Raw genomic sequence first — 23389 nt, forward strand, 5'->3', positions numbered from 1 at the left:
GCAATCAGTTTGTCGGGGAGTTGATGGAAACATCCAAAGCCCCCACTCCGAATTTGATAATGGAAGCCATGTGGCCTTCCACATTTTCATAATTTTTTATTTCTTTGATAATGGCGTTCTTCAGCACGCCGTTTCCTACGCCGTGTATGAAAGTTACCTTATGATATTCTTCCATAATGGCACTCTCCAGGGCTTTTCTGAAATAATTGAGCTGAAGTTGAAGCATATCGCGACTGTCAAGTCCCGCAATATTATCCACAATTTCGCCGATATGAAGGTCAACTACCGCTTCACCGGGTGCCGTACGGAATTTTTCAATAAAAGGAATCTCACGTTTGGTCGTTGTTTTGTTCTCTTTGATTACGGGTTCCGCCTTTTTTGCCGGAATACCGTTTTCTGCCACCGTCAACATACTTTTTGTAGCAATAACCGAAACCATAGCCCGGCTGTTGGTCAGGGTGTTGGTCTGATAACTTCCTTCTTTGAAAAACCGGTTGACCCGGATATCTATTTGGGCATGCACCGGAAGATAGATCTTTTCTGGCTGGTTTTCATGGATTAAAATCTGAAAAATTCCACGATTCCATTGCTCGATTTCATCACGGGAAATGGTAGCTAAAACAATTTTTGATTCAGGAGGTACCGACCCGTAATCAATTCCTTTGGTTTCCCCGTTTCGCTCAAGAAACAGGTTGTATAAAATATCGAAAGGCGTATGATTTACTAAAATTACGTCCAGATTTCCGGTGAGCACCCATTGCTGCTCATGAGGTTCAAAAAGCAGATAAAATCCTTCGTCTTCTTTAACTTCTACCCACGGGTTAATTTCGCTGACCAGCGAAGGTTCCTCGGCTTCCGGCGTGGTTTTTTCAGGAGCAGGGGCCGGCTTGTTTCCTGGGCGGGCAAATTCCGATTGGATTTGACGCGCTTCTTCTTCCCGGTAATCCGGAATCAGATCTTTACTTAAAACAGGAATTTCAAAACCATCTTCGGTTTCCACTTTCACTAATTTGCTATCAATGACAGCGGTAACAATTCCTCCGCCGGTTTCATTCAGAAACTTTACCTTATCGCCTTTTTTAAACTGCATGGAGCTTTTCCTTTTGGGGGGCAAAGGTACGAAATAAAAGCTTGTCCGGATGGCTATTTAGAATGGTTCTATCAGATAAACCGGAAAAAAGAGAAATTTGGGTGATGTGATCTCGAACGGCATGTGGTAAGCGAAAAAACACAGGATGCATCATTTTATTAAAAGGGTTAATCGAAGAAAATTTTTATGGGGTATAAGCGTTGTTTTTGTAGGAAAGTTATTATTTTTGTCAGAACTGTAGTACTGCTAAATATGAACCGATGAAAAAAATTTTACCTGTTATACTCATTTTGATGACGCTGGTGGGAATTAATTGTCATGAATCTTCCTCTGATTTGGCAGATTCCCAGGCTCAGCCTGCTTATCAACCGACTCCGTATAAAATAAAAATACCTTTTGGTTTTCCTACCCAGATGAATATTCCCAAAGATAATCCCATGACGGTGGAAGGCGTTAAACTGGGGCGTTATCTCTTTTACGACGGTCGCCTTTCGGGGCGTACGGATCCGGATTCCATGATGAGCTGTTCTACTTGTCATGTACAAAAAAATTCTTTTGAGGCGGGAGAAAATAACCCCCGTTTTCCGGGAGGAATTGTGAAAGGTATTCGGGGAGAACGTACTCACCATGTGATGTTGCCCATGATTAACCTGGTATGGAACTTTAACGGTTATGGCTGGAATGGCTCCATATCACCTGAAAATCCGAATCCGCATATGCGGACACTGGAAGACATGGTGTACGAATCGGTAACTTCGCCCGTGGAGATGGCAGGGGATACCACGCAGGTGAAAGAACTTTTTCAGTCGATTCCGGGGTATCCTGAGCTTTTTTACAAGGCTTTCGGCAGCCGGACGGTGACGTTTAAAAACATCGAAAAAGCCATTGCGCAGTTTGTAAGAACATTGATATCCGCCGATTCAAAATTTGATAAGTACATGCGTGGTGAAGTGCAGCTTTCTCAATCGGAACTGCATGGCTATGTTTTGTTCACGACAGAAGAAGGAGCTGATTGTTTCCACTGTCACGGAGGTTATGGTAATCCGTTGTTTACAACGAATTTATGTTACAATAATGCGTTAGATTCGGTTTTCAAGGATAAATCGGATCGTTTTGCTATTACCGGAAACCCGGCCGACCATGGTGCCTATAAAGCGCCTACTTTGCGTAATGTGGAACTGACAGGCCCTTATATGCGAGACGGACGTTTTAAAACCCTGGAGCAGGTCATCGACTTTTATTCGTCTAAACTGAAAAATACCCGGTACGTCAACCCGTTAATGCATCACATTAATGATAATGGCGTCCGGTTGACCCCCAATGATAAAGAAGACTTGCTGAACTTTATAAAAACTTTGCGTGACGATAGTTTTTTAACCAATCCGGCTTTTTCCAAACCGGACAAGTTTCCTGATCAGAAATAAAGCGCTCGTAAAAAGGCCATTTTACTTTTTTGCTTGACATAAAACCGATGAAAGAGAATTTGAAACTTCCGTTATTGCTGCGTATTACCATTATTCTGCTGTTTTTATGGCTATCATATTTTATTCTGACAGAATTCAGGAATTACTTGTATCCCATTACTTTAGGTGGATTGTTTGCCTATCTGCTGTATCCGATTGCCAGCTATCTTGAACGCCATCATATTCCGCGGATTCTGGCCAATATTATCAGTATTTTATTGGGTATTGCCGTGGTAAGTGGCTTGTTTTTCTTTATTTACAAGCAAATGGGATTGTTTCTGGAAGATTTGCCCTCTTTAAAACTTACGGCATCCCGAAATATCAACGCCATCTTCAAACATCTGACGGACATTACCGGTGTGGAAACACCACAACTGAAAGAACAATTCAAACAGTTTGCGGCCAATATGCTTAGTTTTAGCGGTAGCAATTTTAAAAGTGCTTTTGGCGCCACTTTTCAAACGGTTTTTTCGGTGGGCATTATGCCGGTATATATCTTTTTCCTTTTGTTCTATCGCAATAAATTTCATGATTTTATTTTGATGGTTGTGCCGGAAGAAAAACATGCCATTGCCCGTAAAATTATTGATGAAGTAAACCAGTTGGTTATCCATTATATGACCGGCGTGACCATCGTAGTATCAATATTGGTAATCTTGAACAGTACCGGTTTTGTTATTATTGGGATGAAACATGCCTTGTTGTTGGGGGTTTTGGCTGCGTTGATGAATTTCATTCCTTATTACGGTACCATTATTGGTTATAGTTTCCCGTTGTTTATTGCCATTTTTACAATGGGATCACCGCAATATGCGTTGTTGGTGGTCGTTCAATTTATTATCGTACAGTTCACGGAGAATAATATCCTTACACCCAATATTGTAGGATCACATGTCAGTATCAACCCGTTTATGATTATTCTGGCCATTACCTTTGGCGGCTTTATCTGGGGATTGCCGGGCATGTTTATTGCCGTTCCTATGGCCGCTGTTTTCCGGGTGCTGGGAGAGAATTTACCCGAGCTGGCTCCGATAGGTTATTTGTTGGGTTCCGGAGGAGCTGAAGAACACAGCATTACCCGTGAGAAACTGACCAGAATATTTAGAAAAGACAAAAAATAATACTATGCTGAAACACATTGTTATGATACGGTTTGCTGCCGGACAGGATACGGAAAAACTGACCGGTGAGTTTATGCAAATGTTAACAGCACTTGAAAAAAGTGTTCCGTCCTTGAAATCCATGGAAGTGGGGAAAAATATCAATACCAAACCTTCGGCTTATCATCTGGTGCTAACGGCTGTTTTTGATGATGAGGACGGACTGAATGCTTACCGTACACATCCCGATCATGTAAAAATACTGGACCGGATGAAAGAAACCGTGGATGCTGTGGCATCGGTGGACTATTTTTTCGAATAAGATTTCCCCCCGGGAATGAATAAGTTGTTTATCAAGAACATGGTTTGTCACCGCTGTGTTTTGGCAGTGGAAAATGAACTAAACCGGCTGAAGTTGAAGCCTGTTTCGGTTATTCTTGGGGAAGCCGTTGTAGAAACCGAACCCGATGCCGTTACCCTGGAAAAGTTACGGGAAAATTTGCGGGCGATTGGTTTTGAATTGATTGACGATAAAAAGAGCCGGTTGGTGGAGCAGATCAAAACCGAGATCATCAACTATGTTCATTACGACAAAGACGAAGAAAAGCATATCAATTTTTCTGATCATCTTGCCCGGATACTGCATCACGAATATTCTTACTTGAGCAACCTTTTTTCGTCGGTGGTGGGTACAACCATCGAAAAATATACCATCCTGCAACGAATTGAAAGAGTAAAAGAGCTGCTTGTTTACGATGAGTTAACCCTGTCGGAAATTGCCTGGAAAACAGGTTACAGCAGTGTTCAGCATCTTTCCAACCAGTTTAAAAAAGTTATCGGGATGAGCCCCACGGCGTATAAGAAAATGCAAATCCATAACCGGAAAGCGCTGGATAAAATAGGCGAAAACGGGTTACCGGAAGAGTAGCATGCCAAAAATCAAAGTTGAATCTCCAACTGCTTAGTCTTCCAACTTCTGACTTCGGTCTTCTATCTTCTGACTTCCATCTTCCTACTCAGCCGTCCGACTTATTTTTCGTGAATGGATCATTAACCAGATATTCCGGGCGTAAATGGCAGCACCGAAAATTTGTCCGAGAAACAAAACAGGATCACGACGATATACCGCATAGCTGACGATCATGGCCGAACCGGTAAGACTGATAACCCAGAATCCCATAGGAAGAATGGATTTTTGTATTTTCCTTGAGCTAAACCACTGATACACAAAGCGAAGCGTGAAAACAACCTGTCCGGCCGAACCCCACAGCAACAAATACATCGGGATTTCGCTGTTATGGAAAAGACGTTGTACGGTGCTTTGGTAATTAATGAAGGCATAAGGAATGACAATGAGCGGAACCAGATAGCAAAAAGTCCGGAAAGCCGCGGGCATTTTTTTCCAGGCTTTTAAGAGCTTCAGGTTATAGATATAGATAAAGTAAGTGATTGATTGTCCGAGAATAATGGCAAAATCATGGCGTAGCCATCCGTAAAAGAACATGATGATGGCTGCCACAATGCTCAGTTGCCAGTAAAGCTGGGGCGACACCACTTTTTTGGCCCGTTCCGAAAGAATCCACTGCACCAGCATACGTGCCGAAAAAAGCAATTGGGCCAAGAAACCTAAGGCATAAACCAGATAACTGTCGGGAGAAAGCATTAAATTTTCTTTTGGTCAATTTGATAACGAATATATCTTTTTTTCATCCACCGGTAAGCAAAGCAGTCGATAAACGGGCCGGCCAGCCGGTTGAACAGGTGGTATTTGCTTTCGCCTTCCTGCCTAGGAAAATGACGGACCGGAACCTGTTTGACTTTTCCGTCTTCGAGTTGGATAAGGGCCGGCAAAAAACGGTGCATCCCGTCGAACAGCGGAAACTTTTTGGCATATTCGGTACGCATAATTTTCAGAGGACAACCGGTATCAATGATGCCATCGTGGGTCATCATCCGGCGGTAACTGTTGGCTATTTTCGAAGACATCTTTTTTACAAAGCTGTCTTTCCGGCCGGTACGGATACCAATGACCATTTCATACTCGGTAATGTGCGGCAGCAGCAAATTAAAATCTTCGGGTGTGGTTTGTAAATCGGCATCAATGTAGGCCGTTAGTTTTGATTCAGAATGGTCGAAACCGGCTTTTAAAGCGGTGCTCAGTCCGCCATTTTTCGCCAAGCTGATAAAATAAAAATCATTTTGGCGTGCACATACTTCCTTTATTCTCGTCAGGCTGTCGTCTTTCGATCCGTCGTTTACCAACAGTACGCATGTTTTTACCGCAGCTTTGGGCAGATAATCTGCCAGTGTTTTTTCCAGCCGGTAAATGCTGTCCTGTTCGTTATAAACCGGAACCACAATGGTCATTTCGTATTGCGCCGTTTTGTTCATATTTTTCGTTTTCAATAGTAAATTATCCAATGGTTAATGGTTGCTTTGTGTTGATAACCCTGTATCAAAGATGAATAATTTTCCGGAAACTTTCCTTTCTGTACAATAAAAACGGAAGGCGTATTGACCAGTTTTTGAAGGTACGCATATTCATCGGGTTGGTTCACGTTAATCAGGTTTTTCTTCCAGTTGTCGTTTTCCTGAAATTCGGTATGCCTTTTTAACGAAAAATCTTTGTAATAAACACTATAAAGTTCTTTTTGCAAATCAAACGAAAGCGACGGCAGCCGTTTGTCCCACACAATAATTTTTTGTTGGTTAAGATGATGTTCTTTAAGAAAATGTACAACCGGCATCATTCCGTGGGCATTGCCTTCTGTTTGTTTGAATACCTGTGTGGAAACAGGAACTAAAATCAAAGGAAGAAAAAGCGAAAGAAGAGCAAAGCGTTCTTTACTTTTTTTGATAAAGAACCAAATTAACCATCCTGCACCGGCACTTAGGAATAACACTATGAGAAGATTAGGATGCAGATTGAATCCCGGAATCCGTCCGGTGAAAATGACGATCAAAGCCAGCAAGACCAAAACAAGGAATCCCCAGTAAAAGAAGTAGTAACCTTTTAGCTGTTTCCACGGGCTTTCGGCAAGAAACCAGGCGGCAGCCAGTGCTACATAAGGACTTAACGGCAGGACATATAAAATCAGTTTGGAACTGGAAATCGAAAAAAACAGAAACGGAATCACCAGCCAGAAAAGGGTAATCTGTTTCATGACGGTATTGTTTTCCCGGTATCCTTTGCGGATGGCCGCGGGGACAAGGACAAAAGCGGGCAGAGTGGCCGCTGGGAAAAAGGCAAAATAATACCAAAACGGTTTGGCGCGGTGCAGGGTAGAGGCTTTAAACATCCGGTCGGCCAGCTGTTCGTCCACAAAGAAACGGTAAAAGGCATCGGATTGGGCCATCAGGTAGAAAAACCACGAACTGCCTATCAGCAGCATGATGAAAATTCCGATGATCAGGTGGATGTTGTTTTTTTTACCGGAAATTCCTTTTATTTTTCGAAGCGGGTAAACCATGAGCAACGGAATGATTAATCCCACCGGGCCTTTGGTAAAAAGGGCCAGTCCGAGGTCGATAAAAAACAGATACAGCCACACCGGTTTTCGGTGTGAATAATAACGCAGCAACAGCCATACGGCCAGCAATTCGAAAGTATTCAGAAAAGCATCGGTAGTCAAATTCCGTACCGACATTAAAACCAGCGGCAGTCCGGCATAAAACAGTGCGGCGTAAAAAGCTTTGTCGCGGTTGTTAAAAAGTTGTTTTGCAATAGAATAAACCAGGATAATTTGTAAAAGATAGGCCAACTGCAGAAAAAAACGGGCACCAAAAGCGTTTATTCCGAAAATTTTCATTCCAACGGCCGTAATCCAATAGGTCATTAACGGTTTGTCGAAATGATAAATGCCAAGAAGCTGGGGTTTAAACCAGTCGCCGGTGGTAATCATCTCTCGGGCAATTTCGGCATAACGGGCTTCGCTGGTTTCCAAAACGCCCCAGGCCCCCAAATGGAAAAGCATGGCCAGCAGTAACAAAGGAAGTAAAAAGTATAAGAATTTTCCGTTCTTCATATTTACAGGTTATGGATAGTTCGGTACCAATGTACAAAATTATCTATTCCTTTTTCAAAGGGTGTTTCCGGTTTAAAATCCAGTAATTTTTGGGCTTTGGTAATGTCGGCGTAAGTAAGCACTACATCGCCGGGTTGCATGGGCAGACGGTTCAAAACGGCTTTTTTCCCCGTGGCTTTCTCGATTTGCTGTACCATTTCCGACAGCGTAACCGGTTTGTTTCCGCTTAAATTGATGATCTCAAAAACCGGTTGCTTTTGCTGAACAAAACCGGCTGCATGGATAACGCCCTGTACAATGTCGTCGATGTAGGCGTAATCGCGCATGGTGGTGCCGTCGCCAAAAAAGGGAATGGGCTCGCCGTTTAAAATCATGCGGGTAAATTTGTGGATGGCCAGATCGGGCCGTTGTCCCGGACCGTAAACCGTAAAAAACCGCAAAGCCACAATGTTTAGGTCAAACAGGTGATGAAAAACGTAGCAAAACTCTTCGGCCGATTTTTTGGTGGCAGCGTAAGGCGATATTACCCTTTCCAGCGGGTCATCTTCACGAAACGGAATCCGTTTGCTGTTTCCGTAAATGGAAGAAGATGAGGCAAAAACCATGTGCTTCACCCCGTATTGATGCATGGCATTCAGCAGGTTTATTGTGCCCTGAACATTGACCGCTTCATACACCGCGGGCATGGTAATGCTGGGACGAACACCGGCCATGGCTGCCAGGTGAATGACCACGTCAACCGGATGGGTTTTAAAAATTTCGTCTATAACATCCTGGTCACGGATATCTGCTTTGTAAAGATGATAGTTTTCGTGCTGCTCAAGGGGGGCAACATTTTGTTTTTTAATTTTTGGATCGTAAAAATCATTGAAATTGTCAATGTTTATCACCCTGTTTCCCTGACGAATAAGTGCATTACACAATGCTGAGCCGATGAAACCTGCTCCGCCGGTGACCAAAAAGGTTTGTTTTGTGTCGCCGGCTTCTTTTATCTTCAGATTTTTGTCTTTCATCAAAAACTTTTTTAATTCGCTTTTTAACCCCGGAAAGGATAGCCTGATTCCCCCGTGACAAGCGTATTTTATAAAAAGTGCAAAATTAGGTTATTTCGGACAACTTGCCGCAAAGCGTGAAGGTATTTGTTGTATTTGTCTGAATTTTTGACACTTGTCATTTGTTGTTTTCTCTGATTTTCAATATACCGATGGGCATCCGGATTACAAAAAAGATATAATTCTTTTACAAAATTGTGTAACAACCATGGCATGCGACAGCTGTACTTTTGTCGAAAACAAAAAGTTAAATCAATAAAATTTTAAAATTATGATGCATTTAGAAAATATGACCGGATGGGGAATGGGATTTTGGTGGATTGGTGGCTTCGTCATGATGGCCCTGTTCATTTGGATACTGTTTGTCCTTTTCAGAGGAACTTCTGAAAACCGGTTTCATCAGGAAAGTCCCCGCGAAATTTTGTCAAAAAGATTTGCCCGGGGTGAAATATCCAAAGAAGAGTATCACAGCATGTTAAACAATTTGTAGCTATCCCGATGAGGAAAAGAAATGGTTTTTTCTTCCCGTATGTGAAAATGTACGGGAAGAAAATTTACCCGTTTATAACCGTGTTTAAGTAGGAACACAGATTAAAAAATTAGAAGTGGAAAACAAAATAACATCCTATTACTGCCCAATGCATTGCGAAGGCAATAAAACCTACGACCATCCGGATGACTGCCCTGTTTGCGGTATGCATTTGGTTCCCGTCAACGGTAAGGAAAAGAAGACGAACCATCATCATCCGGCAAAGAAAGCCGAAATACAGGCGATGTATGCCCATCAGGAACACAAATCCGGAGAAAAATACCATTGCCCTATGCGTTGTGAAGGGGATAAAACGTATGATCATCCGGGCAACTGCCCGGTATGTGGTATGCATTTAATCGAAGAAGTCAGCCTGGCGGCAAAAACGTCTGCCGAAGAAAGTCCTGAAGAAAAAGCCTACAAGGCGATGCTCAAACGTTTTTGGGTAGCGCTGATTCTGTCTGTTCCGGTTCTGATGATCAGCATGACGGCCTATTTCCCGTGGATTGACTTGAAGAAAATAGCTTCTGAATATTTTTGGCGCTGGACAGAATTTGTTTTGACCATTCCCGTGGTGTTTTACGCCGGCTGGGATTTTTTTGTGAGGGGCTGGAACTCGGTTCGCCGGTGGTCACCCAATATGTGGACGCTGATTTCTCTTGGTGTAGGCGCTGCATTTATATTCAGTGTGTTAGGAATGTTTTTTTTCGGTATTTTCCCGGCAGAATTTAAAGATTCAGCGGGATATGTTCATCTTTATTTCGAAGCTTCTGCTTTTATTCTGACACTGGTATTGTTGGGGCAGGTACTTGAACTAAGAGCCCACAGCAAAACCAATAGCGCTATCAAAGCACTGCTCAATCTTGTTCCGCCGGTGGCACGGGTTATCCGTAACGGAGCCGAACAGGAAATCGCGCTGGAAGAAGTGGTAACCGGAGATATTTTACAGGTGCGGCCCGGTGAAAAAATACCTGTGGACGGGACAATTGTAAAAGGGAATGCCGTTATTGACGAGGGGATGATCACCGGCGAATCCATTCCTGTGGAAAAAACGGAAGGAGAAAAAGTTATTGGCGGTACTGTCAATGGTAAAACAGCTTTTCAAATGAAAGCAGAAAAAGTGGGTTCCGATACGCTGCTGGCACAAATTATTGACATGGTCAACAAAGCAGGAGCAACCCGGGCACCCATTCAGCGTCTGGCCGATAAAGTGGCTAAATATTTTGTCCAGATTGTGGTGGCCGTGGCCATTCTTACCTTTGTTGTCTGGTATTTTTTCGGACCGCAGCCGGCACTGGTTTATGCTTTTGTGAATGCCATTGCCGTTTTGGTAATCGCCTGTCCCTGTGCGCTCGGACTGGCAACCCCCATGTCTATTATGGTAGGTACCGGGCGTGCGGCCCAATCAGGCGTATTGGTGAAAGATGCCAAAGCCATTGAAGAAATGAGTAAGATAGACACCGTGATAGTGGACAAAACAGGAACATTGACCGAAGGAAAACCTGCTTTGAATTCTTTTGTCTCTTTCGATCCTCATTTTTCTGATTTGGAGGTGCTTGCGCTGGCAGCTTCTGTGGATAAAAACAGTGAGCATCCGGTGGCTGATGCCATCGTTAAAGGGGCAGAAGAAAAGAATATTTCCCTGTTTGAAGTTAAAGATTTTGAAGCTGTTGCCGGCAAAGGAGTTACCGGCAAATGGGAAGAAAAAGAAATTGGGTTGGGAAACAGTCGGCTGCTGGAAACTTTTGGCGCAAAATTGACGGATAAACAAGCGGAAAAGGCTGCGGAATGGCAACAAAAAGGGCTAACGGTGATGTTTCTAGTGATTGATAAAAAAGTAGCCGGAATGGTCAGTGTGGCCGACAAAGTAAAAGAAACTTCCAAACAGGCTGTACGTGCTTTGCATAAAGCCGGTCTTCGGGTAATCATGCTTACCGGCGACAATGAGTACACAGCCAAAGCAATAGCTGATGAAGTGGGAATTGACGGCTTTCAGGCCAATTGTCTTCCTGAAGATAAATATAATAAAATAAAAGAGTTACAGAACCGGGGACAGGTTGTGGCTATGGCAGGCGACGGCATTAACGACGCTCCGGCTTTAACCCAGGCCAATATTGGGATTGCCATGGGAACGGGTACGGATATTGCCATGGAAAGTGCCGAAGTTACGCTGATAAAAGGCGACCTGAACGGCATTGTCAGGGCCTACGATTTAAGTCGTAAAGTGATGCGGAATATCAGACAAAACCTGTTTTTTGCTTTTGTGTATAACTCAGTGGGCGTTCCTGTTGCCGCCGGAGTTTTGTATCCTGCTTTTGGGCTTCTTTTGAGCCCGGTTATTGCTGCCGCCGCTATGAGTTTTAGTTCGGTTTCGGTGATTTCAAATGCCTTACGATTGAGAAATCAATAGATTATATAATTCCGGGCAAACAATTGTTGATGATCATCCAGACAGAAACATTTGTATTGCAGAATTTTGGAGAAATCCAACACTCATTTTTATGACCTTCTGTAAAAAGAAAGGGATTATGAAGCCTTTTGCACTGAATTGCCCGTTTCTTTATTGTTTACTGTGGATAATGACTTTTTCTTTTGGTTTATTTTTCTGCAGGTCAGCGCGATCTCTTTTGGATGCGCGACTTTTGAGAGTAAATTGATGGTGAAGTTCCATGCTTTCATCAGCTACCCTGTGCAGAAGAAATAAAATCCATTACAAACCGGTTATTTTTTCCCTTCCCATTCGGCGTAAAACTCTTCCAGGAACTGCTCCATAAAAGCATGCCGTTCTTTGGCCATTTGTTTGCCTGTTGTTGTATGCATCATTGCTTTTAACAACAGAAGTTTTTCATAAAAATGATTGATCGTGGGAGATTCCGATTTTTTGTATTCCTCTTTGCTCATATCGGGGTTGGGCGGAATATCCGGATTATACATTTCCCGTTGTTTAAATCCGCCAAAACTAAACGCCCGGGCTATCCCGATGGCTCCAATGGCATCTAAACGGTCGGCATCCTGAACGATGTGCAGTTCCAACGAATCGTTTTCCGGTTTTTCATTCCGGTTTTTAAACGAAACAAACCGGATGATATTCAACACCTGGTTTATGATATCCTGCGACAACGACAGCGTTTTTAAAAAGGCTTCCGCTTTGCGGGGACCAACCGTTTCATCGCCGCCGTAAAATTTGGCATCGGCAATATCATGCAACAAAGCGCCCAGATTAACCACCAGTTCATTGGCTTTTTCTTCAACAGCTATACGTTGTGCCAGTTTCCAAACCCGGTAAATGTGCCACCAGTCGTGACCACTTTCGGCACCGGATAGCTCTTTTTTTACAAAATCAGCAGTTTGTTGAATACTTTTTTCTTCAAGAGAATTCATTCAGACAACAGATTAATAATATTTTATGGCCGCATAACCTACCCAGTGATGATCATTGGCCGGTGCCGTGATGCCCATACGCAGATCATTTACCGGAATGGGAGCATGTTCAATACTGGTAGAATAGCCGATAACCTGTCCGTGCAGCGGTTCATGGTAAAGCATTTCGTTCAGGTCATTGAGTGTAAGCAAAGCCAGCGGGACATCATAACGTCCGCACCAGGTCCATTTATATTTGTGATAATCACTTTTTTCTACCGTCATATCGCAAAATTTGTGGATCATACCTGTGCTGATATAGCCGCTGATGGTATGCATGATTTCCAGTTCATGGCCTTTTGCGTTGGTATAGCTGGTGCAGGCGGTACCGTAAAAAGCAAAATTTTGCCCGCCCCAGCCCTGATCGCCGTAGTGTACGGCATCGGTGGAAATCAGAAAGGCATAATCTTTTCCCCATTGCATGTGTTCGGATGCGGTAGCTTTTTCAATGGCTTTGGCCAAAGGTTCGGCAATGGCTTTCATCCGGTCGAATGACATATACGGAACCAGAATAGAAACAATTTGCACATTCCGGTCGAAATACTGAAGCCATGGAATTTCAGCTTCTACCGAGTGCTCAATAGATTGCATGGAATCATTCACTTCGTAAAGGTCACGGGGCAGGTAATCCATAATTTTATCCCGCAAATCGGAAACTTTCACATTCCCGTAAGGCCCTTTCCAATAATCGAATGAATCAAAAATAATTTTGTTTTCCAGGTGGAGCTTTTTGGCTTTGTGGGCTACCCCGAAAATAATTACGGTTTTTGCTTTGATCTGTGAAAGCGCCGCCGGATACAAATAGCCTACATAGGTATAATCGTCATGTGGCGACAAAATGGCTTTTGTCGGCTTTTTGTTCAGATATTTTGTCCGTTGTTCCAAAAGGTTACCCTGATACTTTTTAATACGGTTCATCAGACTGTCCATTTGCCAGGGATATTGGGCAAAGCCTACCGTATCAACCAGATGTGAACGTATTTTTGTTTGGTGTGTCATATTTTTACAAGATGGAAAAATGATGAATAAAAATCCGGTTAAAATCAAAAGAGTAAAAATTTTCTTCATGCCGCGTGTGTTTTTTGGACAAATTTAAGGGTTTCTGCCAATTGAAAAAGGAACCGGAAAGCTTTTTTCGGTTCGAAAGGTTTTTTTTACTTTTTTATTCATCAGGAAGGGAAGGGAAATCTGCTGTACCGGTTTGTGAAATGGGTTTTTCCTTTTGCAACGATTTATTATCTTCGCAGTCTCAAACAAAATGACAAGGGCTGCCTGTGACAGAAGAGGCGGCATGTGCGGAAAATTTTAGGAGAGACAATTTCTATGGACGAATTGGAAAGCCAAAACCTGCCCCGGGAGGGAGAAGAACAAAACAATCCGGATAAAAAAGAACGTAAGGAAGAATACCGACATCTGCATCTGAGCGGAATGTACGAAAACTGGTTTCTTGACTATGCCTCTTATGTGATTTTGGAACGGGCCGTTCCGGAAGCCGCTGATGGTTTAAAACCGGTACAACGCCGTATTTTGCATGCCATGAGCCGCCTGGATGACGGTCGGTTTAACAAAGTCGCCAACATTATCGGTCATACCATGCAGTTCCATCCGCATGGCGACGCTTCCATCGGCGATGCACTGGTGCAATTAGGACAAAAAGAATTACTTATCGATACCCAGGGAAACTGGGGAAACACCCTGACCGGTGACAGTGCAGCTGCTCCGCGATATATCGAAGCCCGTCTGTCGGCTTTTGCCAAAGAAGTGGTTTTCAATCCGAAAACGACACAGTGGAAACTTTCGTATGACGGCCGTAACAAAGAACCGGTTACCCTGCCGGTAAAATTTCCTTTGCTGTTGGCTCAGGGCGTGGAAGGTATTGCTGTAGGACTGGCTTCAAAAATTTTGCCGCACAATTTCAATGAATTGATTGACGCTTCCATTCGTTATTTGCAGGGAAAGGATTTTGAGCTGTATCCCGATTTTCTGACAGGCGGCATGGTAGATGTCTCGAAATATAACGAAGGTTTAAGAGGCGGAAAAATACGGGTACGGGCAAAAATCAGCCAGCGGGACAAAAAAACGCTGGTGATTACCGAAATTCCGTATTACACTACCACTTCTTCGTTGATTGATTCGATTGTGGCTGCCAACGACAAAGGCAAGATCAAAATCAAAAAAATTGACGACAACACGGCGGAAAATGTGGAAATCGTCATTTATCTGGCCTCCAATGTTTCGCCCGATCAAACCATTGATGCGCTGTATGCTTTTACCAATTGCGAAATGAGCATCTCGCCCAATGCCTGTGTCATCCTTGACGGCCGTCCGCAGTTTATTTCCGTAAAACAAATTCTGCGGGCCAATACCGACCGTACGGTAAGCCTGTTAAAACAGGAGCTGGAAATCCGTCTTGGCGAACTGGAAGACCACTGGCACAATGCTTCCCTCGAAAAGATTTTTATCGAAAACCGCATTTATCTGCTGATTGAAAAATGCGAAACCTGGGATTGTGTTTTAACCACCATCGACAAAGGACTGGAGCCGTTTAAAAAGTCACTGCGCCGCGAGGTAACCCATGATGATTTGGTTCGCCTTACCGAGATTAAAATCAAACGGATTTCCAAATACAATGCGTTTAAAGCGGAAGAGCAAATCAAAAAGGTGGAAGAGGAGATGGAAGAAGTGAAAAACCATCTGGCTCACCTGATCGATTATACAATTCAGTATTTTAAACAGATCAAAAAGAAATACGGCAAAGGGCGTGAACGCCGTACCGAAATTCGCAATTTCGATACCATTCAGGCCAATATGGTGGCCGTAGCCAACGAAAAGTTGTATGTGAACCGCGAAGAAGGTTTTGCCGGAACCGGTCTGAAAAAAGATGAATATGTTTCCGATTGTTCGGATATTGATGATATTATTGTTTTTCGTGAAGACGGTACTTTTTTGGTAACCAAAGTGGCTCCGAAAGTTTTTGTGGGGAAAAATGTAATTCATATCGCTGTCTTTAAAAAGAACGACGACCGGACCATTTACAACATGATTTATCGGGATGGCCGGCAGGGAAAATATTATGTAAAACGGTTTGCTGTAAAAGGCGTGACCCGCGATAAAGAATACGACCTGACCAAAGGCACCCCGGGGTCGAAAGTGGTTTACTTTTCGGCCAATCCTAACGGAGAAGCGGAAGTGGTTCGGGTAAACCTGCGTCCCAAACCGAAAATGAAAAAAACACACTTCGATTTTGATTTTAAGGATTTGGCTATCAAAGGGCGTACTTCACAGGGAAATATCCTGAGTAAAACCTCCATCCGGAATATTGTAAAACGTGAAGAAGGGGTTTCAACTCTGGGAGCCCTGGATGTGTGGTATGATGAAACGGTCCGCCGGCTGAATACCGAAGAAAGAGGTGTCCATCTGGGCGCTTTTAAAGGAGATGATAAAATCCTGACGATTTTGTCCACCGGCGAGTTTAAACTTACCGGTTATGACCTGGCTACGCATTTTGACGATGAAATGATTTTTATTGAGAAATTTAACCCTGAAAAAACCATTACTGTGGTTTATTTCGACGGCGGTCAGGAACGTTATTATCTCAAGCGTTTTACTATCGATGCCGATACGCCTGCTGATCGTAAATATTCTTTTATTCCGGATTCAAAAGGCTCACGTTTGGTGCTTTTTACACTGGACGAACGTCCGCGGCTTGAGGTGGAGCTCAAAACCAAAAATGATCAGGAATTGATTTCCGAAATTATTCTGGCCGAAGATTTTATCGGGGTGAAGAGCTACCGTGCCAAAGGAAAACGGATTTCGAACAAAGAGGTGAAAAAGATAAAATGGCTTTCTCCTTTACCGGTGGAAAACACTCCGGCTGAAGAAGCGGAAGAAGAAAATAACGGCGGTAAAACAGCCAGTGCTACAGAAGAAACCGATAAGCCAAAAACCACCGAAGCTGAGCCTGTAAAACCGGCTGATTCATCAAAAAAACCAGTACCGGAAGAAGGGGATAAGAATCAAAAAACCGGAGATGGAGAGGATGAAATCCAGCTGGAACTTTTCTAGTATGCCGGAAATGACTGTAATATAATTTGTTATCTCAAATACCACACATAAACCGATAGGCGTAAAAAGCCCGGTCACCCGATTATTTTACCCTGGATTCCGGTAAAATTTAATGGGGAAATCTTTCTTAATTTTTTATTAAAATCGGGCAAAAAATCTCTTAGTTGCCTATCTTTGCGCAAAATTCTGAAAAAACGCAAAAAATGAAAAAAATAAAGAATCTTGTTTTAGAAGTTACGCCGGATGTAAAATGGATTGGAATTCTGGATTACGATTTAGTAACGTTTGATGTGGTAATGACCACGGATTACGGTTCGACCTACAATTCCTATTTCATTGATGCCGAAAAAAAGGCCATTATTGATACTTCCAAAGAGACTTTCTGGGAAGATTACGAACAAAAGATCAGGGCGGTTACCGACCCGGCCGAAATCGAGTATATTATTTTGAATCACACGGAGCCTGATCACTCCGGAAATCTGAAGAATTTACTGAAGATTGCCCCTAAAGCCAAAGTGGTGGCTACTTCTGCTGCTATTCGCTATCTGAAAGACATGTTGGATACCGAATTTGAAGCCATAGCCGTAAAAGACGGGCATACACTGGATTTAGGCAATAAAACGCTGCGGTTTATCTCTGCACCCAACCTGCATTGGCCTGATACCATGTACACCTACCTCGAAGAAGAACAGCTTCTGTTTACCTGCGATTCGTTTGGCTGTCATTTTGCAGACGACCGGATGTTTGATGATAAAGTGGATGATTTTGATGTAGCTTTCCGCTATTATTTTGATGTTATCATCAAACCGTTCAGCAAATTTATGCTGAAAGCCATTGAGAAAATCGAAAAACTGGAAATTCAGGCGATTCTCCCGGGTCATGGCCCGATGCTCCGCAAAAACTGGCGGCATTACATGGAAATGACACGGATTTGGTCGGAGAAATTCATGGAAAAACCACAGAAAAACAATGTGTTCATTCCGTATGTATCGGCGTATGCCAATACCGGCGTAGTGGCTGAAGCCATTGCCGAAGGAATTCGTGCAGCCGGAGATTTTGATGTGGATGTATCCGACATTGAACATGCCCAATTGGGAGAGTTGGAAATGAAACTGACCCGTTGTAATGCACTTGTGGTAGGTTGCCCAACCATTAATCAAAATATTTTGTTGCCTATCTACCGTCTTTTTGCCGTCGTGAATCCTTATCGTGATCACGGAAAACTGGCTGGGGCATTTGGCTCGTATGGCTGGAGCGGCGAGAGCAAAAAGATGCTGGAAGCTAACCTTACCGCTTTGAAATTTAAATTTTTCGGAGAGGGTGTTTTTGTGAAATTTATGCCGGATGAAGCGGAACGCAAAGCGGCTTATGAATATGGTCTGGCTTTTGGAAAAGCGCTGCTTGAAAAATAAGAAACCGATTCTTTGCGTTAAGCTCAGAAGGTGAACAGAGAAATAAAAAAATGAAGAAAAAAAAGTTTCCGGTAGTCATTTTTCTGTTGCTGGGACTGTTGTTCGAATTTGGCAACATACAAGCCCAGTCGGAACGGAAACTGGCTAAAATGTTTGTGCGGGAAATGATCGGAATGCCGGTAGTGGTTTCCCCACCGGCATTCCTGTACAAATACAATTTAAAAACCGGAATCCTGGATTCTATTCCCTATTTTAATCAGCGGCAGAAAGATTCTATCCTCTGGGTACATTCTGATTTTATCCGGAAAATCAAAGATTCCGTTTTCATTGCTCATTTCATGGATGGTTACCGTTCTGAGCTGAAAAAATATGGTTTTCTCGTGGTTCAACGTCCTTTTGACAGTACGTATTATCGGGTTCATGTAGCGCAGATTGAACTGGAAGAACAATACTATTTTTATTCAGACACCGCTTATTACGGATATGATGTTTATGTTCATCATCAGAACCTGAACGCGTTGGATGTCAGCTCGTGGTTTGTTTTAAAAGGGCCGCTTATTCGGGATAAAAAAGGAAAAGTACTTTTTGCCGAAAATTTATTAACGGATAACCTGAATGGTCATTTTCAGGTGGATCCTTATTCGGGAGACATCAAATATCTTTATACCATCGACAGTTTGACGGTAAAAAAGATTTATACCTATGCCCGGAATCTCGGTCGTACTTATGCCGGATACACTTTTGACTACCTGTTGAATGTTTTTCTCAAAAAAAATGTCCCGGCAGCAAAACAGACAAGGCGTTACTGGCGTTACGATCCGTACCGGCACAAATTCTTTTCAGCATTTGACGACCGTTTTGTCCCGCTCGACAATACCCACCAGTAAACCGGAATTCTTTCCCTATTTTTTCCTATTTTTACACGGTATGAATGAATTACTGATATATGTTCCTAAAATGACCAACCGGGTGCGGTATGTCTTCCGGCTGGTGATGAAAGGACTGTTAAAAATAAAATACGAACTCACCAACGACCTGGATGCTTTTCAGAGTGCCGACCAGCCCAAAATGATGTATGGATGGAAAGCCCATACTGACGATATTTTTTTTAAAGCCAATGGCTTGTTGTTCGAAAGGGGAGTGCATAGCCTGGAATATAATGCCTTTGATTATAAAGGAAATAAAGCTTTTTTCCAGGTTTTTGATGAAGAATCCGTGGTGCCGTTTGATATTTTTTCTGCCATCTTTTTTCTGGTTTCGCGGTATGAAGAGTATCTCCCTTTTGTTCGCGACCAACACGGCCGGTTTGCTGCTTCGCTGAGTATGAGCAGTGAATGGGAAATTCTGGAAAAACCGGTAGTCAATATCTGGGCATTGGAAATCAAAGAAATTATTCTTAAACGCTATCCGGACTTTGTTTTTCCGGAAAAAAAATTCCGGTTCATTCCCACATACGACATTGATTCGGCGTGGGCATTTTCTCAAAAAGGATGGTTGCGCAATATTGGCGGATTTTATAAATCATTGGAAATGTTCCAGTTTAAAGATGTCGCCTTGCGGGCACGCGTTTTACTGGGAAAAGAGCGCGATCCGTTTGATACCTACGATTTACAGTTGTCGTATCAGAAAAAATACAACCTGCATCCTATTTATTTTATCTTGTTTGGCATGTATGGCCGTTATGATAAAAACATCAATTTCCGGAATGGAAAATTCCGGCGCCTGGTAAAATGGATTGCCGACTACGCCGAAGTGGGAATCCATCCAAGCTATAATACGGTGAACAATCCCAAACTTTTAAAAGAAGAAATTAAGAACCTGGAGGATTTGTTAAAGACACAAATTACCCGAAGCCGCCAGCATTTTTTGCGCCTGAATCTCCCGGATACTTACCAAAATCTGATTGAAAATGACATTCAGGATGATTATACCATGGGATATGCAGCCCTTCCGGGATTCCGTGCCGGCATTTGCGATACTTACAATTTCTACGACCTGGAACTGGATGTGGAAACCAAACTTCGTCTGCATCCTTTTGCCGTGATGGACGGAACCCTGAGAGATTATCTTCAGCTTACCCCCGGTGATGCCATCGACCGGATAAAAAAAATTATGGATGAAGTGAAAAAGGTGAAAGGAACCTTTATCTCTCTCTGGCATAACGAGTCGCTCAGCGACGCCAAAAGATGGAAAGGGTGGCGCAGAGTGTATGAAGCATTATTGGAAGAAGCAACGGCTTAGTCAGAATGACAGCAATACGATATATCCCGCATGATGCTATAGATAAGCAACGCTGGGATCAATGCATCCGGAAAGCGTTCAACGGAAATATTTATGCCTGCAGCTGGTATCTGGATATTGTTCATCCCGGATGGGATGCTTTGATAGAAGGAGATTACGAGCGCGTGATGCCGTTGACCGGCAACCGGAAGTGGGGTGTTTCGTATCTTTTCCAGCCTTTTTTCACCCAACAACTGGGAGTTTTTTCTGTCGGTATTCTGAACAGCGAAATTCTCAACCGTTTTTTCTCGGCCATCCCCAAACATTATCGTTTCATTCAAATTCAGCTGAATATTCACAATAAACCACAGCCTAAAAATTACCGGCTGATTCCTAATACCGACTATTTGCTGGACCTGATTAACCGGTATTCCGGCATCTCATCCCATTATTCTTCCAACACGCGGAGAAATCTGAAAAAAGCCCAAAAGGCCGGTTTGACGTTGATGAAAGGGGTGGAACCGGCAAAAATTATTCAGCTGTTCCGCCAAGGCAAAGGACAAGAAATCAAACACTGGCATGAAAAGGATTATTTCAGGCTGCAGCGGCTCATGTATCAGTCGGTTTATAAAGGCATGGGAACGCTTTACGGTGTTTATACCGTACACAATGAGCTGAGTGCGTCTGCTTTTGTTCTGAAAGATAAAAAGTACCTGATTTTCCTTTTCTCGGCTGTTTCTCCGGAAGGACGCCAAACCGGAGCCATGACCTTTTTGATAGACGGTGTATTGCGCGAAAATGCCGAAACAAACCGGGTGTTTGATTTTGAAGGCTCCAACAATCCGCAACTGGCCCGTTTTTACCGGGGCTTTGGAGCGCAGAAAGTGACTTACTATACCCTTGAAATAAATCGTTTTTCTTTTCCGGTGAATAAAATAGTGTCGTGGTTGAAAAGTATTGATACAAAGTAAATTAATTACTGCTAAAAAGTAAATACAAAAGCCGGAAATTTTCGCTGCTTTTCATCGTTTTTCTGTATCTTTGTATCAAACTAATACTTTATGATTCACGAATTAGGAAAAACCAACTCTATCTTTAATCAGTTCCTTTCCGAAGTGCGGGATGAAAAAATCCAGCAAGACCGTATGCGTTTTCGACGCAACATGGAACGAATGGGTGAAATTTTTGCCTATGAAATCAGCAAAATCATGCCCTTTCGGGAAAAAGAAGTGATTACCCCTTTGGGAACAGCTCATATGCAGGTGCTTGCTCAACAACCCCTGCTTGCCACGATTCTGCGGGCCGGAATTCCGCTCCATCAGGGACTGCTGAACTTTTTTGATCAGGCTGACAATGCTTTTATTTCTGCTTACCGGAAATATGATGCAGATGAAGATTTTGTCATTAAACTGGAATATGTTTCTTCTCCCAGTCCTAAAAACAGAATCCTGGTCATTAGCGATCCGATGCTGGCAACCGGAGGGTCGCTGGTGGCCGCTTTAAAAGGCTTGATCGAAAAAGGAAAACCGGCAGAAATCCATGTGGTTTCGGTATTGGCCAGTTTGGAAGGTATTGAATTTCTGAAAAAATCATTCTCAAAATATAAAATGACCATTTGGACGGGAGCTGTGGATGATGAGCTTACCGCCAAAGCTTATATTGTCCCCGGACTTGGTGATGCCGGTGACCTGGCCTACGGCAATAAGGAAGATGAAAAGTGAAAAATCTTAAACTGGTTCGTGAAAATATCCGTATTTCGCTCAATTCCATCAGGAGCCATTGGGTAAGAACCGTTCTTACCGTTTCCATTATTGCTTTTGGGATCATGGCATTGGTGGGGATTCTCACAGCCATTGACGCAGTGGAGTTTTTCCTGACAAAGAATTTTGCCATGATGGGCTCAAATACGTTCACCATCCGGAACCGTTCCATGCGTGTACGGGTAGGCCACCGGCGTACACGGGCCGAAGTGTATTCCATTATTACTTATCGGGAAGCCGAAGCGTTTAAAAACCGCTTTTCTTTTCCGGCGGTGGCATCGGTGAGCATTGTGGGAACCGGAACCGCTACGGTAAAATACCGGTCGCAAAAAACGGATCCGAACGTCGCCGTTACCGGAATTGATGAAAATTATCTGGCTACAGCCGGATTAAAACTGGAACGCGGAAGAAATTTTCAACCCATCGAAGTAACCCGGGGAAGTCACCTGGTTATCCTGGGCAATGAAGTGGCCAAAACATTGTTTAAACACAAGGAAAATCCGGTGGGAAAAATGGTTTCCATAGGCCCCGGAATGTACCGGGTTGTGGGCGTACTTCAGGAAAAAGGCTCCAGTTTGGGATTTACCGGCGACAGAGCCTGTTTTCTGCCGCTAAATAATGTACGACAGTTCTTTTCGCGGCCCAACATGAATTATTCCATCAGCGTGATGGTGAACCACCCGGATCAGATGGATGCGGCCGTAGGAGAAGCCACCGGTGTATTTCGTCAAATCCGGAAAGACCGGCTGGGACAGGAAAACTCGTTCGCCATTGTAAAAAGCGATAAAATTGCCAATATGCTTATCGGTTTAACCGGAAACATTACCCTGGGAGCCACATTGATTGGGTTGATTACACTCTTTGGGGCCGCCATCGGCCTGATGAACATCATGTTGGTTTCGGTGACGGAACGAACCCGCGAAATCGGGATACGCAAAGCTATCGGTGCACGGAGAAAAACCATCCGAAATCAGTTTCTGTTTGAAGCAGTGGTCATTGCCCAGATTGGCGGAGTATTGGGAATCATCTCGGGGGTCATCATGGGAAATGCGGTGTCCATGATTACGGGAAGCACTTTTATCATTCCCTGGCTATGGGTTTTTGGCGGTGTAATCGTCACTTTTGTGGTGGCACTGCTTTCCGGGATCATTCCGGCCAATAAAGCAGCCCGCGTTGACCCCATTGAATCCTTGCGGTACGAATAACAGATTAACCTTGTTCAGCAATAAATGAACGTTCTTTCATCCTTTTAA

At 43.3% G+C, this 23389-nt stretch carries 20 protein-coding genes; 13 read left to right on the top strand and 7 right to left on the bottom strand.

Annotated features, from left to right (window positions below; translation table 11 throughout):
• Positions 1 to 4: 4 nt before the first annotated feature.
• Positions 5 to 1090 carry a DUF2027 domain-containing protein gene (locus LA303_RS07145; RefSeq protein ID WP_240524602.1) on the bottom strand — a complete coding sequence of 362 codons (1086 nt, stop codon included), beginning with the start codon at positions 1088 to 1090 and terminating at the stop codon, positions 5 to 7.
• Positions 1091 to 1350: 260 nt separating this feature from the next.
• Between LA303_RS07145 and LA303_RS07150 the strand changes: the two genes are divergently transcribed.
• Genes LA303_RS07150 through LA303_RS07165 form a run of 4 tightly spaced genes read left to right on the top strand, consistent with a single transcriptional unit; the run spans position 1351 to position 4581 of the window.
• Positions 1351 to 2514 carry a cytochrome-c peroxidase gene (locus tag LA303_RS07150; RefSeq protein WP_240524603.1) on the top strand — a complete coding sequence of 388 codons (1164 nt, stop codon included), beginning with the start codon at positions 1351 to 1353 and terminating at the stop codon, positions 2512 to 2514.
• Between the two features lie 47 nt (positions 2515 to 2561).
• Positions 2562 to 3674, top strand: coding sequence for an AI-2E family transporter (locus LA303_RS07155; RefSeq protein ID WP_240524604.1), 1113 nt, complete (start codon positions 2562 to 2564; stop codon positions 3672 to 3674).
• A gap of 4 nt (positions 3675 to 3678) precedes the next feature.
• Positions 3679 to 3975, top strand: a complete 297-nt coding sequence (locus LA303_RS07160) for a Dabb family protein (protein ID WP_240524605.1) — start codon at positions 3679 to 3681, stop codon at positions 3973 to 3975.
• A gap of 15 nt (positions 3976 to 3990) precedes the next feature.
• Positions 3991 to 4581, top strand: coding sequence for an AraC family transcriptional regulator (locus tag LA303_RS07165; RefSeq protein WP_240524606.1), 591 nt, complete (start codon positions 3991 to 3993; stop codon positions 4579 to 4581).
• A gap of 84 nt (positions 4582 to 4665) precedes the next feature.
• Here the strand turns inward: LA303_RS07165 and LA303_RS07170 are convergent, their stop codons facing one another.
• From LA303_RS07170 to LA303_RS07185, 4 genes are read right to left on the bottom strand one after another with little or no spacing between them, the layout of a single operon-like run.
• Positions 4666 to 5316: a lipid-A-disaccharide synthase N-terminal domain-containing protein gene (locus LA303_RS07170; protein WP_240524607.1), complete on the bottom strand. Its 651-nt coding sequence runs from the start codon at positions 5314 to 5316 to the stop codon at positions 4666 to 4668.
• A complete protein-coding gene (locus tag LA303_RS07175) occupies positions 5316 to 6044 on the bottom strand; it encodes a glycosyltransferase (protein ID WP_240524608.1) in 729 nt (242 codons plus the stop codon). The genes LA303_RS07170 and LA303_RS07175 overlap by 1 nt, the downstream gene beginning before the upstream one ends.
• An 11-nt stretch (positions 6045 to 6055) precedes the next feature.
• The gene (locus LA303_RS07180; RefSeq protein ID WP_240524609.1) at positions 6056 to 7678 is read right to left on the bottom strand and encodes an ArnT family glycosyltransferase; all 1623 of its coding nucleotides are present in this window, start codon (positions 7676 to 7678) and stop codon (positions 6056 to 6058) included.
• A 2-nt stretch (positions 7679 to 7680) separates the two neighbouring features.
• Positions 7681 to 8691: an SDR family NAD(P)-dependent oxidoreductase gene (locus LA303_RS07185; RefSeq protein ID WP_240524610.1), complete on the bottom strand. Its 1011-nt coding sequence runs from the start codon at positions 8689 to 8691 to the stop codon at positions 7681 to 7683.
• Positions 8692 to 9001: 310 nt separating this feature from the next.
• Between LA303_RS07185 and LA303_RS07190 the strand changes: the two genes are divergently transcribed.
• Positions 9002 to 9220 (top strand): SHOCT domain-containing protein, encoded by a 219-nt coding sequence (locus LA303_RS07190; RefSeq protein ID WP_240524611.1) that lies wholly within the window; start codon positions 9002 to 9004, stop codon positions 9218 to 9220.
• 115 nt (positions 9221 to 9335) lie between these two features.
• Entirely contained in the window at positions 9336 to 11669 is a 2334-nt protein-coding gene (locus tag LA303_RS07195) for a copper-transporting P-type ATPase (RefSeq protein ID WP_240524612.1), read from the top strand.
• A 311-nt stretch (positions 11670 to 11980) separates the two neighbouring features.
• On the opposite strand, the gene LA303_RS07200 is transcribed toward LA303_RS07195, so the two are convergent.
• Both LA303_RS07200 and amrB read right to left on the bottom strand, forming a co-directional pair.
• Positions 11981 to 12640, bottom strand: a complete 660-nt coding sequence (locus tag LA303_RS07200) for an HD domain-containing protein (RefSeq protein WP_240524613.1) — start codon at positions 12638 to 12640, stop codon at positions 11981 to 11983.
• A 12-nt stretch (positions 12641 to 12652) separates the two neighbouring features.
• Positions 12653 to 13747: an AmmeMemoRadiSam system protein B gene (gene amrB / locus LA303_RS07205; RefSeq protein WP_240524614.1), complete on the bottom strand. Its 1095-nt coding sequence runs from the start codon at positions 13745 to 13747 to the stop codon at positions 12653 to 12655.
• Positions 13748 to 14002: 255 nt separating this feature from the next.
• Here amrB and LA303_RS07210 point away from each other — a divergent pair, with 255 nt between their 5' ends.
• The 7 genes from LA303_RS07210 (at position 14003) to LA303_RS07240 (ending at position 23341) form a co-directional block, all read left to right on the top strand.
• Positions 14003 to 16744: a DNA gyrase/topoisomerase IV subunit A gene (locus LA303_RS07210; RefSeq protein WP_240524615.1), complete on the top strand. Its 2742-nt coding sequence runs from the start codon at positions 14003 to 14005 to the stop codon at positions 16742 to 16744.
• A 203-nt stretch (positions 16745 to 16947) separates the two neighbouring features.
• Positions 16948 to 18156, top strand: a complete 1209-nt coding sequence (locus LA303_RS07215) for an FprA family A-type flavoprotein (RefSeq protein ID WP_240524616.1) — start codon at positions 16948 to 16950, stop codon at positions 18154 to 18156.
• Positions 18157 to 18206: 50 nt separating this feature from the next.
• Complete coding sequence (locus tag LA303_RS07220) at positions 18207 to 19043, top strand: hypothetical protein (protein WP_240524617.1); 837 nt, start codon at positions 18207 to 18209, stop codon at positions 19041 to 19043.
• A gap of 40 nt (positions 19044 to 19083) precedes the next feature.
• Positions 19084 to 20397 carry a polysaccharide deacetylase family protein gene (locus LA303_RS07225; protein ID WP_240524618.1) on the top strand — a complete coding sequence of 438 codons (1314 nt, stop codon included), beginning with the start codon at positions 19084 to 19086 and terminating at the stop codon, positions 20395 to 20397.
• Between the two features lie 5 nt (positions 20398 to 20402).
• Complete coding sequence (locus tag LA303_RS07230; RefSeq protein WP_240524619.1) at positions 20403 to 21347, top strand: GNAT family N-acetyltransferase; 945 nt, start codon at positions 20403 to 20405, stop codon at positions 21345 to 21347.
• Between the two features lie 90 nt (positions 21348 to 21437).
• Positions 21438 to 22097: a uracil phosphoribosyltransferase gene (upp, locus tag LA303_RS07235; protein ID WP_240524620.1), complete on the top strand. Its 660-nt coding sequence runs from the start codon at positions 21438 to 21440 to the stop codon at positions 22095 to 22097.
• Positions 22094 to 23341, top strand: a complete 1248-nt coding sequence (locus tag LA303_RS07240) for an ABC transporter permease (protein WP_240524621.1) — start codon at positions 22094 to 22096, stop codon at positions 23339 to 23341. Before upp ends, LA303_RS07240 begins: the two co-directional genes overlap by 4 nt.
• Positions 23342 to 23389 lie beyond the last annotated feature (48 nt).

It is taken from the genome of Candidatus Sulfidibacterium hydrothermale, from assembly GCF_020149915.1.
GTDB lineage: Bacteria > Bacteroidota > Bacteroidia > Bacteroidales > F082 > Sulfidibacterium > Sulfidibacterium hydrothermale.